Origin of the sequence: Sinisalibacter aestuarii (assembly GCF_027923545.1) — a bacterium.
Lineage (GTDB): Bacteria > Pseudomonadota > Alphaproteobacteria > Rhodobacterales > Rhodobacteraceae > Sinisalibacter > Sinisalibacter aestuarii.
The window spans coordinates 599,812-614,300 of the sequence record NZ_BROH01000001.1 but is presented as its reverse complement, the minus strand read 5'-3'; the positions used below and the strand labels follow the sequence as shown (position 1 = coordinate 614,300).

The 14,489-nt window shown below is 66.4% G+C and carries 18 protein-coding genes; 1 reads left to right on the top strand and 17 read right to left on the bottom strand.

Features of this window, described 5'->3' with window-relative positions; all coding sequences use genetic code 11:
- A complete protein-coding gene (locus QMG28_RS03120; protein ID WP_281840704.1) occupies nt 1-327 on the top strand; it encodes a hypothetical protein in 327 nt (108 codons plus the stop codon).
- Here QMG28_RS03120 and QMG28_RS03115 read toward each other — a convergent pair.
- From QMG28_RS03115 to QMG28_RS03035, 17 genes are all read right to left on the bottom strand, one after another.
- A complete protein-coding gene (locus QMG28_RS03115; protein ID WP_281840703.1) occupies nt 324-1,034 on the bottom strand; it encodes a hypothetical protein in 711 nt (236 codons plus the stop codon). The two genes, QMG28_RS03120 and QMG28_RS03115, sit on opposite strands and share 4 nt — an antisense overlap.
- A 68-nt stretch (nt 1,035-1,102) precedes the next feature.
- Nucleotides 1,103-1,540 (bottom strand): molybdenum cofactor biosynthesis protein MoaE, encoded by a 438-nt coding sequence (locus QMG28_RS03110; protein ID WP_281840702.1) that lies wholly within the window; start codon nt 1,538-1,540, stop codon nt 1,103-1,105.
- Nucleotide 1,541: 1 nt separating this feature from the next.
- On the bottom strand, nt 1,542-1,790 hold the full coding sequence (moaD, locus tag QMG28_RS03105; protein ID WP_281840701.1) for a molybdopterin converting factor subunit 1: 249 nt from the start codon (nt 1,788-1,790) through the stop codon (nt 1,542-1,544).
- Nucleotides 1,783-2,400, bottom strand: a complete 618-nt coding sequence (gene pgsA, locus QMG28_RS03100) for a CDP-diacylglycerol--glycerol-3-phosphate 3-phosphatidyltransferase (RefSeq protein WP_281840700.1) — start codon at nt 2,398-2,400, stop codon at nt 1,783-1,785. The genes moaD and pgsA overlap by 8 nt, the downstream gene beginning before the upstream one ends.
- A gap of 152 nt (nt 2,401-2,552) precedes the next feature.
- On the bottom strand, nt 2,553-4,430 hold the full coding sequence (uvrC, locus tag QMG28_RS03095) for an excinuclease ABC subunit UvrC (protein ID WP_281840699.1): 1,878 nt from the start codon (nt 4,428-4,430) through the stop codon (nt 2,553-2,555).
- Nucleotides 4,431-4,731: 301 nt separating this feature from the next.
- Nucleotides 4,732-5,517: an SDR family oxidoreductase gene (locus QMG28_RS03090; RefSeq protein WP_281840698.1), complete on the bottom strand. Its 786-nt coding sequence runs from the start codon at nt 5,515-5,517 to the stop codon at nt 4,732-4,734.
- Nucleotide 5,518: 1 nt separating this feature from the next.
- Nucleotides 5,519-6,553: a calcium/sodium antiporter gene (locus QMG28_RS03085; RefSeq protein ID WP_281840697.1), complete on the bottom strand. Its 1,035-nt coding sequence runs from the start codon at nt 6,551-6,553 to the stop codon at nt 5,519-5,521.
- Between the two features lie 3 nt (nt 6,554-6,556).
- Nucleotides 6,557-6,721: a hypothetical protein gene (locus QMG28_RS03080; protein WP_281840696.1), complete on the bottom strand. Its 165-nt coding sequence runs from the start codon at nt 6,719-6,721 to the stop codon at nt 6,557-6,559.
- A complete protein-coding gene (locus tag QMG28_RS03075) occupies nt 6,722-7,519 on the bottom strand; it encodes a S49 family peptidase (protein WP_281840695.1) in 798 nt (265 codons plus the stop codon).
- 76 nt (nt 7,520-7,595) lie between these two features.
- Nucleotides 7,596-8,357, bottom strand: a complete 762-nt coding sequence (locus QMG28_RS03070) for an ABC transporter permease (RefSeq protein WP_281840694.1) — start codon at nt 8,355-8,357, stop codon at nt 7,596-7,598.
- A complete protein-coding gene (locus QMG28_RS03065; RefSeq protein WP_281840693.1) occupies nt 8,354-9,283 on the bottom strand; it encodes an ABC transporter ATP-binding protein in 930 nt (309 codons plus the stop codon). The genes QMG28_RS03070 and QMG28_RS03065 overlap by 4 nt, the downstream gene beginning before the upstream one ends.
- 98 nt (nt 9,284-9,381) lie before the next feature.
- Nucleotides 9,382-9,978: a recombination mediator RecR gene (gene recR, locus QMG28_RS03060; protein ID WP_281840692.1), complete on the bottom strand. Its 597-nt coding sequence runs from the start codon at nt 9,976-9,978 to the stop codon at nt 9,382-9,384.
- Between the two features lie 5 nt (nt 9,979-9,983).
- Nucleotides 9,984-10,346, bottom strand: coding sequence for a hypothetical protein (locus QMG28_RS03055; RefSeq protein ID WP_281840691.1), 363 nt, complete (start codon nt 10,344-10,346; stop codon nt 9,984-9,986).
- 2 nt (nt 10,347-10,348) lie between these two features.
- Nucleotides 10,349-10,696 carry a YbaB/EbfC family nucleoid-associated protein gene (locus QMG28_RS03050; RefSeq protein ID WP_281840690.1) on the bottom strand — a complete coding sequence of 116 codons (348 nt, stop codon included), beginning with the start codon at nt 10,694-10,696 and terminating at the stop codon, nt 10,349-10,351.
- A 155-nt stretch (nt 10,697-10,851) separates the two neighbouring features.
- A complete protein-coding gene (locus tag QMG28_RS03045; RefSeq protein ID WP_281840689.1) occupies nt 10,852-12,621 on the bottom strand; it encodes a DNA polymerase III subunit gamma/tau in 1,770 nt (589 codons plus the stop codon).
- Between the two features lie 2 nt (nt 12,622-12,623).
- Nucleotides 12,624-12,977 carry an ArsR/SmtB family transcription factor gene (locus tag QMG28_RS03040; protein WP_281840688.1) on the bottom strand — a complete coding sequence of 118 codons (354 nt, stop codon included), beginning with the start codon at nt 12,975-12,977 and terminating at the stop codon, nt 12,624-12,626.
- Nucleotides 12,978-13,414: 437 nt separating this feature from the next.
- On the bottom strand, nt 13,415-14,488 hold the full coding sequence (locus tag QMG28_RS03035) for a DUF1513 domain-containing protein (protein WP_281840687.1): 1,074 nt from the start codon (nt 14,486-14,488) through the stop codon (nt 13,415-13,417).
- Nucleotide 14,489: the final 1 nt, after the last annotated feature.

Genomic DNA, 14,489 nt, shown 5'->3' with positions numbered 1-14,489 from the left:
ATGAACAGAACCGAGTTCATCATCGTCACCGCCATCATCCTGTTCGTGGCCTTCGGTCTCGGGTGGTTCGCCCATTGGCTCATCCACCGCTTCACCCGCGTGGCTTCGGGCGACATGAGCGAGATCGACCGCATGGCGCAATCGCTGCATGAGGCCGAAGAAACCCGCGATCAGGCGATCACCTACCTCCAGCAGCGCGAATCCGAGATGTCGAACCAGCTCCACCAGACCGAGGCCGAGCTGCGCGCGGCGATGGACGGCCTGCGCGACGCCCGGCAGGAAGCCGAAGAGCTGCGCGCCTATATCGAGCGGATGAACCAGAGCTAACCGGCCCGCTGCGCCTCTCTGTAGCGGGCGTGCTGGGCCTCGATCCGGCTCACATCCAGATCGTCGGCGGTGATCGCCTTCATGATCATGCCAAAGCGGTTGTTATCCGTCAGAAGCCGGGTCGCCGGGTGGCCCCCGCCTTCAAGGTCGATCCGCCGCGGATTGCGAAACATGTTGCCCGCCACCTCGGCGTGATCGGTGTCGAACGGCATGGACGAATCGTAAAGCACGGTGCAGGCCGCCTTCGACGCCTTGCCATCCAGAATAGCGGCGTGGGCGGCGGCGGCAAAGTCGGGATCGGCGATATCGGTCTCGAAGCGGTCGTCGAACGGCGGAAAGTCCTGCGCATAGGTCGAATGGGGCGAAACCAGCAGCACCTGCCGGAACGTCACCACCCGCGAGACCAGCAGCGCGCCATAGCCGCCCATGCTGAACGCCAGCGACACGGCACGCCGGTAGCCTGCCGCAAAACCGGCAATCGCGTCGAGCGCGCCGGGCAGGTCGCGGTTCAGAAACCAGTCGTTGCGGTTCGTGGCGATGTGAAGATGGCTGAACCCCTTGTCCACATAGGATGAATCGCGGCGCACCGGCGCAAAGCCATCCTTGTCCCTCGCCCAGTGGTCGAAGGTGATGATCAGCTTGTCGGGATGGTCCCCAAGCGCGGTGGCGCGCAGGTGCTCTCCGTCGAAGATGAAGCGGGGCGTCATGATCGGGCGTCTCGGGCTGGCTTCCGGGTCGGATGCAGAAAACAGGCTTCGCGCGCGCGAGGCAACCGCTACCAGCGGCTCAGCGCGTCTTCGTCCTCGTCCTTTGCCGCCACCCAGGCCGCACCATCGGGGCCGAATTCCTTTTTCCAGAACGGCGCGCGGCTCTTGAGGTAGTCCATCAGATATTCCGCCGCCTCGAAGGCCGCGGCGCGGTGACGGCTGGCGGTGGCGACCATCATGATCCGCTCGCCCGGCGCCATCGCCCCGTGGCGATGAATGACCAGACAATCCTCAAGCCCCCAGCGCGCCTCGGCCTCGGCCACGATCTTCGCAATCGCCGCTTCGGTCATGCCCGGATAATGCTCGATCTCCATCCGGCTCATCCCGCCGGTGCCGCGCACGATGCCGGTGAAGGTCGCAATCGCGCCCACATCGCCCCCGGCGCCGAAGCCCTCAAGCTCGCTTCCCGAGTCGAACGGCTCCCGCTGGACGCGCACCCGGCCCATCTCAGCCCCCGGTCATCGGCGGGAAGAAGGCCACCTCGCGCACGCCCGACAGCGGCGCGTCGAACTCCGTCAGCTCCTGATCCACCGCCACCCGCAGCGCCGAAAGATCGGCAAAGGCGAGCGCATAACGCGCCTCGCGGGCACGCAGCTCGTCGACCAGCTCCGCCACCGTGGCGGCCTGCGTCTCGACCCGCTCGCGCGGCTCCCCGATCCGCTCGCGGACCCAGGCGAAATAGAGAACATCAAGCATCGGGCGTCTCCCTCAGAAACGGCATCGCCTTTCTGAAGTAATCCCATCCGGTCACGATTGTAAGGAGTCCGGCCACCCAAAGCAGCACGATCCCGCCATTGCCGGCAATCGCCGACCAGTCCAGCAGCCCGGCCCGCTCGCCGCCGGTTTCCAGCTTGGCGTGATGCTCCAGCACCCCCTTGGCGAAGATCAGCGTGATCGCCACCATCTGCGCCGTCGTCTTCCACTTGGCGAGGTTCGTCACCTTGAGCGCCCGTGCCCGGTCGCCCAGCGTCTCGCGCAGGCCGGAAACGAAGACCTCGCGATAGATGATGATCGCCGAGGGCAGCATGATCCAGGGCGTCAGCCCGGCATAGCCGTTGATCACCAGAAGCGCGATCATCACCAGCGCCTTGTCGGCGATCGGGTCCATCGCCGCGCCGAACAGCGTTTCGAGCTTCCAGGCGCGGGCGAGATAGCCGTCGAGATAATCGGTGACGGCGGCGACGATGAACAGGATCATCGCATACCAGTCGGCCCAGGGCCGGGCGAAGAACAAAAACATCACCGGAATCAGCGGCACGGCAACAAGCCGGGCGATGGTCAGGATATTGGGCAGCGTCCATTTCATGTCGGTTCAATATCCTGTTCCGGGGCACGGGGGAAGCCGGGGGAAGCGCGGCGGGCGCATGAGGCTTCTACGTGCCGCGCCGCGCGTTCCGTCGCGTGCGGGCGCAGCGGGCCAAGCCCCGGCACGCTTCACGAACCCCGAAGCGGACGGCCTCAGCCATGCTCCTGGAAATAGCCGTGGATCGCCTCGGCCAGGGCCGCCGAGATGCCGGGCACCGCCTTCAGATCGTCGAGGCTCGCCCGCGCCACCGCCTTGGCCGAACCGAAATGCCGCAGCAGCGCCCGCTTGCGGCTGGCCCCCACCCCCGGCACCTCGTCAAGCGGGGTCGCGCCGATCGCCTTGGCGCGCTTCGCCCGGTGCGTGCCGATGGCGAAGCGGTGCGCCTCGTCGCGCAGCCGCTGGATGAAATAGAGCACCGGGTCGTTGCGTTTCAGCGCGAAGGGGCGTTGCCCGATCCGGTGAAACTCCTCCTTGCCCGCATCCCGGTCGATCCCCTTGGCAACGCCGATCATCGGCACGTCTTCCACCCCGAGATCCTCCAGAATGCCGTTCACCGCACTCACCTGACCGGCCCCGCCGTCGATCAGCAGCAGCCCCGGCCAGTGCTCGCTTTCGCGGTCCGGGTCTTCCTTCAGAAGCCGTTTGAAGCGGCGCGTCAGCACCTCTTTCATCATCCCGAAATCGTCGCCCGGGGTCAGCTCTTCGCCCTTGATGTTGAACTTGCGGTACTGGCTTTTCATAAAGCCGTCCGGCCCCGCCACGATCATCGCCCCCACGGCGTGCGCGCCCTGAATGTGGGAGTTGTCGTAAACCTCGATCCGCGCCGGCGCCTCGTCCAGCCCGAAGGCTTCGGCCAGCCCGTCGAGCAGCCTCGCCTGCGTCGCCGTCTCGGCCATCTTGCGCCCCAGGCTTTCGCGGGCATTGCGCGCCGCGCTCGCGACCAGCTCGGCCTTTTCGCCCCGGAGCGGCACCGCGATCTCCACCTTTCGCCCGGCTTTCTGCGAAAGCGCCTCGGCCATCAGGTCGAGGTCTTCGATCGGGTGGCTGAGCAGCAGCAGGCGCGGCGGCTCCTTCTGGTCGTAGAACTGGCCGATGAATGCCTGCAGCACCTCCGCCTCGCCCGCGCCCGCGCCGGTGCGGGGGTAGAAATCGCGGTTGCCCCAGTTCTGATGCGCCCGGATGAAGAACACCTGCACACAGGCTTGCCCGCCCTCCATATGCAGCGCGATCACATCCGCCTCGGCCACGCCGCGCGGGTTGATCCCCTGGCTCGACTGCACCTGCGTCAGCGCCCGGATCCGGTCGCGCAGCACCGCCGCGCGCTCGAATTCCATTCCCTCGCTCGCCGCCTGCATCTCGGCGGCAAGCTGTTCCTGCACCGCCGTGGTGCGCCCGGAGAGGAAGCGTTCGGCATCGTGCACAAGGCCGGCATAATCCGCCTCGCTCACCTTGCCCACGCACGGTCCGGCGCAGCGCTTGATCTGGTAGAGCAGGCAGGGCCGGGTGCGGCTCTCAAACATCGCATCCGAGCAGTTGCGCAGCAGGAACACCTTCTGCAACTGGTTCAGCGTCCGGTTCACCGCGTCGGCGCTGGCAAAGGGGCCGTAATAGTTCCCCTTGTCCTTCTTCGCGCCGCGATGCTTGCGGATCTGCGGAAAGGGATGATCGGTGACGAGAATGTTGGGGAAGGATTTGTCGTCGCGCAGCAGCACGTTGAAATGCGGCTTGAGCTGCTTGATCAGGTTTTGCTCCAGCAGCAGCGCCTCGGTTTCCGACCGCGTTGTCAGAAACATCATCTCGGCGGTCTGCGAGATCATCCGGGCGATCCGGGCGGAATGGCCGGTGGGCTTGGCGTAGTTCGAAACCCGCTTTTTGAGGTTCTTCGCCTTGCCGACATAGAGCACCCGGCCCTTGTCATCGAGCATCCGGTAAACGCCCGGCGACCCGTCGAGCCGCTTGACGTAATCCGCGATCAGCCGATGCCCGCGCTTGGGGGAGATCGCCTCGGTCTGGTCGGTCGCGTCGCTCATATGATCTGCCTACTGATTCCCCGCGCTGGCTGCAATCTTGCGCCTTCGAATTCAAGGCCAAACGTGCCCACAGAATCTGTGGATAACTCCGTGGACATTGGCCGGCGAGCACGGATTTCCTGTTGTTTCCGGCGCAGTTCAAGGCGCTGCCTAATATTTAGGCGCTTCCGTAACATACTGAAAATGCGGTATTTAATTATGACGTTTTGGTAAACTTCTGAATTCATTCAAGAAAACGTGTGGGATTTCGGCAAGCCGGAGGCGGGGTGCACAAGTTGTCGCAGCGTTTGGCCGCAATCGGCTATTCCAGGCCCTGAATGTCGGGCGTTTTCCACCCCAGATGCTGCCCCCCATCGACCGCGATCATCTGCCCGGTCACGGCTTTCGCCTCGATCAGATAGCCGAGCGCGGCGGTGATGTCGTCGGGGTCCGCGCCGCGGCCCAGAACGGTGTTGGCGCGCTGGCGGGTGAAGTGCTCTTCCGACTGGCGGGCGCCGATCAGCGTCGGGCCGGGGCCGATTGCGTTCACCCGGATATGCGGCGCCAGCGATTGCGCGGCAGTGCGGGTGAAGGCCCAAAGCCCCATCTTCGCAAGTGTGTAGGTGGCGAATTCGGGCGTCAGCTTGCGCACCCGCTGGTCGAGCATGTTCACCACCAGCCCGGTGGCGCGCGGCTCGCCGCTGTCGCTGGCGGCCGCCTCCGGGGCCTGCGCGGCGAAGGCTTGCGTCAGGAAGAAGGGTGCGCGCAGATTCGAGTTGATATGGCGGTCCCAGCTTTCGGGTGTGGCCGTGTCGAGCCGGTCATATTCGAAGATCGAGGCGTTGTTGACGAGCAGCGTCAGCGGCCCGCCCAGCGCCTCGGCGGCGCGGGGCACCAGCGTTTCGGTGGCGGCCATGTCGAGCAGGTCGGCCTGCAGCGCCACGGCGCGCACGCCGGCCGCCTCGCAATGCGCCACGGTTTCGGCGGCGCCCTCGGCGGAACCGGCGTAATGCACCGCCACATCCCAGCCGCGCCCGGCGAGCCAGACGGCCATCGCCCGGCCCAGCCGCGCGCCTGCGCCCGTTACCAAAGCCCGGCCAGCATCCATGTCATTCCCCCAGCAGCGAGAGCACGTAGATCAGGTAAAGACCGACAAAGACGATGCCCCAGCGCCGCCCCATATACCAGCCCCGGAAGACGAAGGGCGCGATCAGCAGCGATGACATGAACATCACCCACAGATCGAGCCGCAGCATCATCGGGTCCACCGGGATCGGGCCGACCAGCGAGGCCACGCCGATGATCGCCAGCAGGTTGAACATGTTCGACCCGATCACGTTGCCCAGCGCCACGTCGGCCTGCTTGCGGATCGCCGCCATCACCGTGGTCGCCAGTTCCGGCAGCGAGGTGCCGACCGCGACGAGCGTAAGGCCGATGACCGTTTCCGACATACCGTAATGACGGGCGATGGAGGTGGCGGCTTCAACCAGGATATTGGCGCCGATCGGCAGGCCGATCAGGCCAAGGGCGAGGAACATGATCACCTTGAGCCAGGGCATATCGGGATCGGCGCCCTCGATCTCGCCTTCTTCCTCGGCCTCGGCTTCCGCCTCCGCTTCGGCCTCCAGCGCCGCCGGATCGGCAATCTCGCCTTCCGCCGCCAGCGCCGCCCGGCGCTCCGCCGCCACCTGCCGGCGATGCGTGAGCGCCTCGTTGAAGGCCGAGCTCAGCATCAGCCCCAGCCCGGCGAGCAGAACGATGCCCTGCACGAAGCCAAACCGCTGCCCCGCCGCCGCCAGCAGCATGAACAGCGCCGTCGCCGCCATCATCGCGATATAGTTGCGCCGCGTATCACAGCCCGCCGTAGCCAGCCCTGTCAGCAGAGCGGGCACCCCGAGCACCAGCAGGATATTGGCGGTGTTGGACCCGACCACGTTGCCCAGCGCCAGCCCCGGCACATGGTCGAGCACCGCCTGCACCGAGATCAGCAGCTCCGGCGCCGAGGTGCCGAAAGCGACGATGGTGAGCGAGACGATCAGCGCCGGCACCCCGAGCCGCAGGCTGAGGTTGACCGCGCCCCGCACCAGGCTGTCACCGGCAAACAGAAGGATCAGCAGCCCGAGCGTGGCATAGACGAAATCCAAGGCTCAGCCCCTCTTCTCGCAGCGGCACGGCCCCGACCCGATGCGATAGCGCCCGCATTTGGGGCATTTCATCGCCTCGATCTTCTTCTGGCCGGGAAAGCGCAGCTTGCCGAAAAAGGCCAGCACCATCATGGCGACGAGAAACAGGGTGATCAGCTTGAAATACATCTAGAGCCCGAACCGCGCCCAGAGGCCGCGCTCCTCGGCGGCGTCGAACACATCGCCCGCCAGCGTCGCGCCGAAGCGGCGGAAGAGCGAGCGTTTCGGCCCGTAAACGGCAAAGCGCAGCTTGTCGCCGTAGCGCTCTTTCAGCACCGGCACGAGGTGGCCGATCCCGTCGATCAGGCCCAGCTCCCGCGCTTTCTGCCCGGTCCAGAACTCGCCGGTGAACAGCCGCGCATCCTCGGCCAGCCGGTCGCCGCGCGCGGCCTTCACATGCTCGATGAAGGCGGCATGGATCTCGCTGCCGATGGCCTTGATCCGGGCCACATCCTCGGGGTTTTCCGGCCGGAACGGGTCAAGCTGCGATTTGCTCTCGCCCGAGGTGTAAACCCGCCGCTCCACCCCGTGCTTGCCGATAAACTGGTCGAGCCCGAAGCTCGACATGATCACACCGATCGAGCCGACGATGGACGACCGGTCGGCAAAGATCTCGTCCGCCGCGCAGGCCAGCCAGTAGCCACCGGAGGCGGCGGCATCTTCCACGAAGGCGATGACCGGCACCTCCTTCTCGTCCGCCAGCCGGCGGATGCGCGCGGCGATCAGCGCGCTCTGCACCGGCGAACCGCCGGGCGAGTTGATCGAAAGCGCCACCGCCGCCGGCTTGCCGCGCCGAAAGGCGCGCTCGATGATCGGGGCCAGCGCCACGTCATTCAACTGCCCCCGCGTGCCGGTGGAGATGCTGCCATGCAGCCGGATCACGGCCACCCGCGGCGAGCGGTCGAGGAAAGGAACGAAGCGCTTCATGCGATGCCATGTAGAGGCGCTGCCGGGAGGCCGCAAGGTCAGCCCCGCCGAAAGCCGCCCGCGTTGTTTTTCTGCGTCAGGTCCGCAGCCGCCAGCCGGTGCGGAAGATCGCCCAGATCGCCAGCAGGCAAAGCCCGGCAAAGACCGAGATCGCCGCCAGCGATGCCGCCACCGGCACATCCGCCAGCCCGAAGAACGACCAGCGGAATCCCGAGATCAGATAGACCACCGGGTTGAACATGGTGATCGTCTGCCACACCGGCGGCAACATCGAGATCGAGTAGAACGACCCGCCGAGAAACACCAGCGGCGTGATCAGCAGCATCGGCACCAGGTTGAGTTGCTCGAAAGTCTTCGCCCAGATCCCGAGGATGAAGCCGAGCATGGCAAAGCTGAACGAGGTCATCACCAGAAAGGCCAGCATCCAGACCGGATGCGCGATCCGGATATCGACGAAGAAGGTCGATGTGGCGAGAATGATCAGCCCGATCATCAGCGCCTTGGTCGCCGCCGCGCCCACATATCCGATCACGATTTCAAGCACCGTCACCGGGGCCGAGAGCAATTCGTAGATCGTGCCGACGAATTTCGGAAAGTAGATGCCGAACCCGGCATTCGCCACCGATTGCTGCAACACGGTCAGCATGATCAGCCCCGGCACGATGAAGGCGCCGTAGCTCACGCCCTCGACGGTCTCGATCCGGCTGCCGATCGCGGTGCCGAAGACGACGAAGTAAAGCGAGGTCGAAAGCACCGGCGAGACGAGGCTCTGCCAGATCGTGCGGAAGGTGCGCGACATCTCGAAAATGTAGATCGCCCGGATCGCGGCAAGGTTCATCGCCTGCCTCCCTTCACAAGCCCGACAAAGATGTCTTCCAGGCTCGATTGCGTTGTATGCAGGTCCACCATCTGCAGGCCCGCGCCCCTGATATCGGCCAGCAGATCGGTGATGCCGGTCTGCCGGGCGGCGGTGTCGTAGCTGTAGATCAGGCTCGCGCCATCCGGCCCCAGCACGATCCCGTCGCGCGCCAGCGCGGGCGGCAGCGCCTCCAGCGGCGCGCCAAGCTCGACGGTCAGGGTCTTCTTGCCCATCTGGCGCATCAGCGTGCCGGTTTCCTCCACCAGCAGAAGCTCGCCCTTGTTGATCACCCCCACCCGGTCGGCCATCGCCTCGGCCTCCTCGATGTAATGGGTGGTCAGAATGATGGTGACGCCCCGCGCCTTCAGCCCGCGCATCACCTCCCACATGCTCTGGCGCAGCTCCACATCCACGCCCGCCGTCGGCTCGTCGAGAAACAGGATGCGCGGCTCATGCGCCAGCGCCTTGGCGATCATCACCCGCCGCTTCATCCCGCCCGACAGCGCCATGATCCTTTCATCGCGCTTGTCCCACAGCGCGAGGTCGCGCAGAATCTGTTCGATCAGCGCATCGTCGCGCCGCTTGCCGAACAGGCCACGGGTAAAGCGCACCGTGCTGAACACGCTTTCAAACCCTTCGACATGCAGCTCCTGCGGCACCAGCCCGATCATGTTGCGCGCCGCGCGGAAGTCGCGCACCACGTCATGCCCGCCCACCGTGATCGCGCCTTCGGTGATGGTGGAAATGCCGCAGATGGTCGAGATCAGCGTGGTCTTGCCCGCGCCGTTCGGGCCGAGCAGAGCCAGCACCTCGCCCTCCGCGATCTCCAGATCGACGCCCTTGAGCGCCTGAAACCCGCCCGCATAGGTCTTCCGCAGACCCGTAACCGATACAATGGATGACACGTCTCGCTCCCTCGTCAGGGGTGCGACATTATGTCAATCGGCAGGCCGGGGCCAGCGCATTTGCACCCCGCCTCGCGCGGCGCGTCACGCCCTGGCGCCTACAGCGCCTTGCGGGCCTTCATCGCAGCCGTGATGGTGCCATCGTCGAGGTAATCGAGTTCGCCGCCGATCGGCACGCCCTGCGCGAGCGAGGTCACGTCGCAGCGCCCGTCCAGCTCTTCGGCGATGTAATGCGCGGTGGTCTGTCCGTCGATCGTGGCGTTCAGCGCAAGGATCACCTCGCTGATCCCCTCATCGGCCACCCGCTGCACCAGTTTCGGGATGCGCAGCTCTTCCGGCCCCACCGCATCGAGCGCCGAAAGGGTGCCGCCAAGCACATGATAGCGGCCTTTGAACACCCCGGCGCGCTCCATCGCCCAGAGGTCGGCCACGTCTTCCACCACGCAAAGCTCGCCCGTCGCGCGCTTCTCGCTGGAACAGATTTCGCAGATTTCGGAGGTGGTGACATTGCCGCAGACCACGCATTCGCGCGCCGTGGCGGCAACCGCGTGCATCGCATCGGCCAGCGGATGCAGCAGGATGCCCCGTTTACGGATCAGATAGAGCACCGCGCGCCGCGCCGAACGGGGCCCGAGCCCCGGCAGCTTGGCCATGAGGTCGATCAGTTCTTCGATCTCGCGCGGGGCTTCATGCATTCGGTCTAGCTCCAGCTATAGGGAAACAACCCGCGATAGGCCCGCCAGAATTTCACCGGGTCGCTCTCACGGGCAATGTTGGCCGGGATATGCCTGCGCAGCGCGGCGCTGGCACGGGCATGATCCCAGGCCGCAAGCAGGCCCGCCAGCACGCCCCAGAGCGAGAGCAGCCCAAGCCCGGCAAAGGCGAGCGACAGCATGCCGCCCGTCGCGCGCGCCAGCAGCAGCAGCGCGGCGGAGATTGCAACGGCAAGCCCCAGCCGGGCAAGGATCGCCCGGCGCGTGGCCGCGATGACGATGGCGATACCCTCCGGCGTCAGCGGCAGCGCCGCCGCGTCATTGCGCGTGAAGCTCAGCAGCCCGGCCATCGTCAGCCAAACGGATTCGCCATGCCGGCAGGCAGGCCCAGCCCTTCGGTGACCTTGGCCATTTCCTGCTGCATCCGCTCGGCGGCCTTGGCCTGCGCATCCTTGATCGCGGCAAGGATGAGGTCTTCCACCACTTCCTTCTCATCCGGGTTGAAGATCGTCGGGTCGATATCGAGGCCGGTCAGATCGCCCTTGGCGGTCGCGGTGGCTTTGACCAGGCCCGCGCCGCTCTCACCAGTGACGGTGATCCGGTCCAGCGCCTCCTGCGCCTCTTCCATCTTGCCCTGCATCTCCTGCGCGGCTTTCATCATCTTGGCCATATCGCCAAGACCGCCCAATCCTTTCAGCATGTCGCTCTCCTTTTCGGGTTGTGGCGAAGATAGGCGCGCGCGCCCGCCCCGGCAAGCCGCCGCGCACCGATATCGCCACGGCGGCAAAGATTTACGTTAGCGCTACCATTATATATTTCAAATAGTTGCCCGGGCGTGCGACCTCGCCCAAACCGTCAGCCATCCTCGAACGGATCCCATTCCTCATCCACCTCCGGCAGCGCCTCGGCCCCCGCCTCGGCAGCCATCTCCTCAGCCGTGCGGATCCCGGTGATCGTCGCCTTCGGAAAGGCCGCCAGCACCGCCTGCATCAGCGGATGCGCCCTCGCCTCATCCTCCAGCGCCACCTTCTCCGCATCCCGCGTCTCGGCAATCGTCGCCGCCGCCGCGCCGCCCACCAGCGTCACCCCCCAGCGCACCCCGGTCCAGCCCTGCAGCCGCTGAGCCAGCCGCTGCGCCAGATCGGCGGGCGCGTCATCGGTGGGGGTGAATTCGATCTTGCCAGGCGCATAGCGCGCCAGCCGCAGCCCGGTCTCGACCTCCACCAGCAGCTTCACATCGCGGTTCGCCCGGATCAGGGCAACCACATCCTCGAACCGCGCGTAATGCGCCAGCGCCGTCTCCGTCGCCAGCGCCAAAGCCGTCGCCCCGCCGCCATTGCCGCCGGGTCCGCTCATCGGCCCGCGCGCCTCGACGCCGCCGCCGCCACCCGGCGCCGGCGCACCGCCCACAGGCGGCATCGGCGGCGGCGGGGTGGAACTCAGCTTCTTCACCAGCTCTTCCGGGCTGGGCAGATCGGCCACATGGGTGAGCCGGATCACCGCCATCTCGGCCGCCATCATCGCATTCGGCGCCTGCCCGACCTCTTCGATCGCCTTGAGCAGCATCTGCCACATCCGGCTCAGCACCCGGATCGGCAGCGCCGCCGCCATCGCCTGCCCGCGCGCACGCTCATCGGGCGAAACGGTGGGATCGTCCACCGCCTCCGGCGTGATCTTCACCACGCTGATCCAATGGGTCACCTCGGCCAGATCGCGCAGCACCGCCATCGGGTCGGCCCCATCGGCATATTGCCGCGCCAGCTCGTTCAGCGCGCCGGCGGTGTCGCCTTTCAGGATCATGTCGAACAGGTCCATCACCCGGCCCCGGTCCGCCAGCCCCAGCATGGCGCGCACCTGGTCGGCACTGGTCTCGCCCGCGCCATGGGAAATTGCCTGATCGAGCAGCGACTGCGCATCGCGGGCCGAACCCTCGGCGGCGCGGGTGATCAGCGCCAGCGCATCATCGGCGATCTCAGCGCCCTCCGCATCGGCGATCCGGCGCAGCATGGCCAACATGTCTTCCGGCTCGATCCTGCGCAGATCGAACCGCTGGCAGCGGCTGAGCACCGTCACCGGCACCTTGCGGATCTCGGTGGTGGCGAAGATGAACTTTACATGTGCCGGCGGTTCTTCCAGCGTCTTCAATAGCGCGTTGAAGGCGCTGGTCGAGAGCATGTGAACTTCGTCGATGATGTAGATCTTGTAGCGCGCCGAGGCGGCCCGGTAATGCACGCTCTCGATGATCTCGCGGATATCGCCGACGCCGGTGCGGCTGGCGGCGTCCATCTCCATCACATCGACATGGCGGCCCTCGGCAATCGCCACGCAATGCTCGCAGACACCGCAGGGCTCGACGGTCGGCCCGCCCGTGCCATCCGGGCCGATACAGTTCATCCCCTTGGCGATGATCCGCGCGGTGGTGGTTTTGCCCACGCCCCGGATGCCGGTCATGATGAAGGCCTGCGCGATCCGGTCCGCCTCGAAGGCGTTTTTCAGGGTGCGCACCATCGCTTCCTGCCCGACAAGGTCGGCGAAGGTCTCGGGCCGGTATTTGCGCGCGAGAACCTGATAGGCTTTATCGCCGGATTCGGACATGCTGCTCCCCGCGGGCTGGTGACGGGCCAAACCTAGTGGCTGACGCCGATGGCGTCCACCACCCCGGTGCGATCTTCCGGCGCGGCGCGTGCGATCAACCGGGCACCTCTCTTCAGCGCGGTGACCGATTCCATCGCGCCGCCGAGTCGCCCCGGCGTGAGGCTGTGGCGCATCGTTGCCCCGGTACGCTTGCGGCAGATCAGCCCGGCCCGCTCCATCACCCGCAGATGGTGGATGAGGGGCGCCTCTTTATACCCGGTCGCGCGCCGCAGGCTGAGCAAACTGCGGCCAAGCTCCGGCTGTTCGCAGAGCAGCCGGAACAGGTGAACCCGGCGGGGATGCGAGAGCGCGGTAAACGCCGCGGCGATACGTTCGTCATTGGTCATGGCCATATCCTGCTGTGATGAATCCCTGGTATTGCGGCAAACATCCTGCGCCCCGATTCACTAACAAAGGCTGAACAGCGGGAAAATATAAGCCGTTGAAATTTATGAAATAACCTTCGGGCAGGCCGCACCACAGCGCTAGGATTCTAGAGTTCTGGGGCCTGCTCCCAAGGCTCGGCAGCATGGTCCTGTCTTCGGGTCGGGACAAGATGCCAGCCGACCGGGTGGCCGATTACGCCGTAAGGACAAGCGCCAAAGACGTGCCCCGGAGACGGGTGCCGCCAAACCGGCAAACCCGCAAGCGCAGGGTTCGGCAGGGCTGCCGCGGCGCGACGTCGGTCAGCCCGCCCAGACCGTTTGCCCGGGGCCGGCGAACCGGACAGGCGCAACGGCTCGCATCCCGGCGGCAGCCTCCGTGAGCGCCGCAGGTCAACCTGTCAGAGCGCGACGATGTGGTTGTCCCAGGCGAGATCGTCAAACAGCGCGAGCGGACGCGCGCCATCGGGGCCGACCACGATCAGCCCGCCAAAGCCGTCCGACGCCACCAGCCCCTCCGGATGCGCGGCCAGCCCGCAAACATCGTCGCGCCGTTGCCCCCCCAGGAAGACGCCCTCAGACGAGAAACGGTTGAGCCGCCCGCCGCGCGGGCTGGTGATGGCGACTTCGCTGCCATCGGCGGAAAAGGCGATGCTGCCCGCATAGCCCTTCATCGCCAGCTCGTCCGGCAACGGCGCTTCGGCGAGCACCGGGGCCGCGCCGCGCCGGTGCAGGCCGAGAAGCGGCCAGGCCATGCCGGGCTCGCCCTCCCATTGCATCGCGAAGCCGACCAGCCCATCCTCACGCAAGGCGAGGTGGCGGATCGAGTTCTGGTGCAACTCGTCGTCCAGCCGCACCTCTTCCAGCAGATCGCCCGCGAGCGAGAGGTAGACGAGGCTCGGCCGCATGTCGGGAATATTGAGCTTGGTGCGGTCGCTGGCGTCGGTCTGAATACCGCCATTGGCGACCACCAGCGTCTGCCCGTCAGGCATCAACCGCACATCATGCGGGCCGATCCCGTGCGTGGCGAATTCGCCGATCCGCGTATAGCCCGAAGCCACATCCCACACGCCGATCAGCCCATCGCTGCCCTGCGCCAGTTGCTCGACGGTCAGCAGCGTGGCGCCGCCGTCGATATAGAAGCCGTGGCCGTTGAACTGCCGCCCGTCCGGCGGCGTCAGCTCATGCAGCGCCTTGCCCGAGACCGCGTCGATCACCACCGCGTAGTAGCCGGGACGGCGCGCGAAGGCGATGGCCTCGGCCCGCTGCGGATGGGCGGCGCCGGCATGGCCGCGCGCCGGCAGCGGCAGGCGGAACAGCCCGGCGCCCTTTGTATCGAACCCGGCAAGCACATAGCTGCCGTCTGGCCGCTTCGCCGCCGCGATATAGGAAGGGTTGCCCACCGCGGCCCAGCCCAGGCGGGGCGTGGCCGTCGCGGCGGCAAGGCTGGCGAGAAAGGCGCGGCGGGTGGTCATG

Coding starts and splice junctions, on each gene's coding strand:
- QMG28_RS03120 (WP_281840704.1), top strand. CDS start 1: ATGAACAGAACCGAGTTCATCATCGTCACCGCCATCATCCTGTTCGTG.
- QMG28_RS03115 (WP_281840703.1), bottom strand. CDS start 1,034: ATGACGCCCCGCTTCATCTTCGACGGAGAGCACCTGCGCGCCACCGCG.
- QMG28_RS03110 (WP_281840702.1), bottom strand. CDS start 1,540: ATGGGCCGGGTGCGCGTCCAGCGGGAGCCGTTCGACTCGGGAAGCGAG.
- moaD (WP_281840701.1), bottom strand. CDS start 1,790: ATGCTTGATGTTCTCTATTTCGCCTGGGTCCGCGAGCGGATCGGGGAG.
- pgsA (WP_281840700.1), bottom strand. CDS start 2,400: ATGAAATGGACGCTGCCCAATATCCTGACCATCGCCCGGCTTGTTGCC.
- uvrC (WP_281840699.1), bottom strand. CDS start 4,430: ATGAGCGACGCGACCGACCAGACCGAGGCGATCTCCCCCAAGCGCGGG.
- QMG28_RS03090 (WP_281840698.1), bottom strand. CDS start 5,517: ATGGATGCTGGCCGGGCTTTGGTAACGGGCGCAGGCGCGCGGCTGGGC.
- QMG28_RS03080 (WP_281840696.1), bottom strand. CDS start 6,721: ATGTATTTCAAGCTGATCACCCTGTTTCTCGTCGCCATGATGGTGCTG.
- QMG28_RS03075 (WP_281840695.1), bottom strand. CDS start 7,519: ATGAAGCGCTTCGTTCCTTTCCTCGACCGCTCGCCGCGGGTGGCCGTG.
- QMG28_RS03070 (WP_281840694.1), bottom strand. CDS start 8,357: ATGAACCTTGCCGCGATCCGGGCGATCTACATTTTCGAGATGTCGCGC.
- recR (WP_281840692.1), bottom strand. CDS start 9,978: ATGCATGAAGCCCCGCGCGAGATCGAAGAACTGATCGACCTCATGGCC.
- QMG28_RS03055 (WP_281840691.1), bottom strand. CDS start 10,346: ATGGCCGGGCTGCTGAGCTTCACGCGCAATGACGCGGCGGCGCTGCCG.
- QMG28_RS03050 (WP_281840690.1), bottom strand. CDS start 10,696: ATGCTGAAAGGATTGGGCGGTCTTGGCGATATGGCCAAGATGATGAAA.
- QMG28_RS03040 (WP_281840688.1), bottom strand. CDS start 12,977: ATGACCAATGACGAACGTATCGCCGCGGCGTTTACCGCGCTCTCGCAT.
- QMG28_RS03035 (WP_281840687.1), bottom strand. CDS start 14,488: ATGACCACCCGCCGCGCCTTTCTCGCCAGCCTTGCCGCCGCGACGGCC.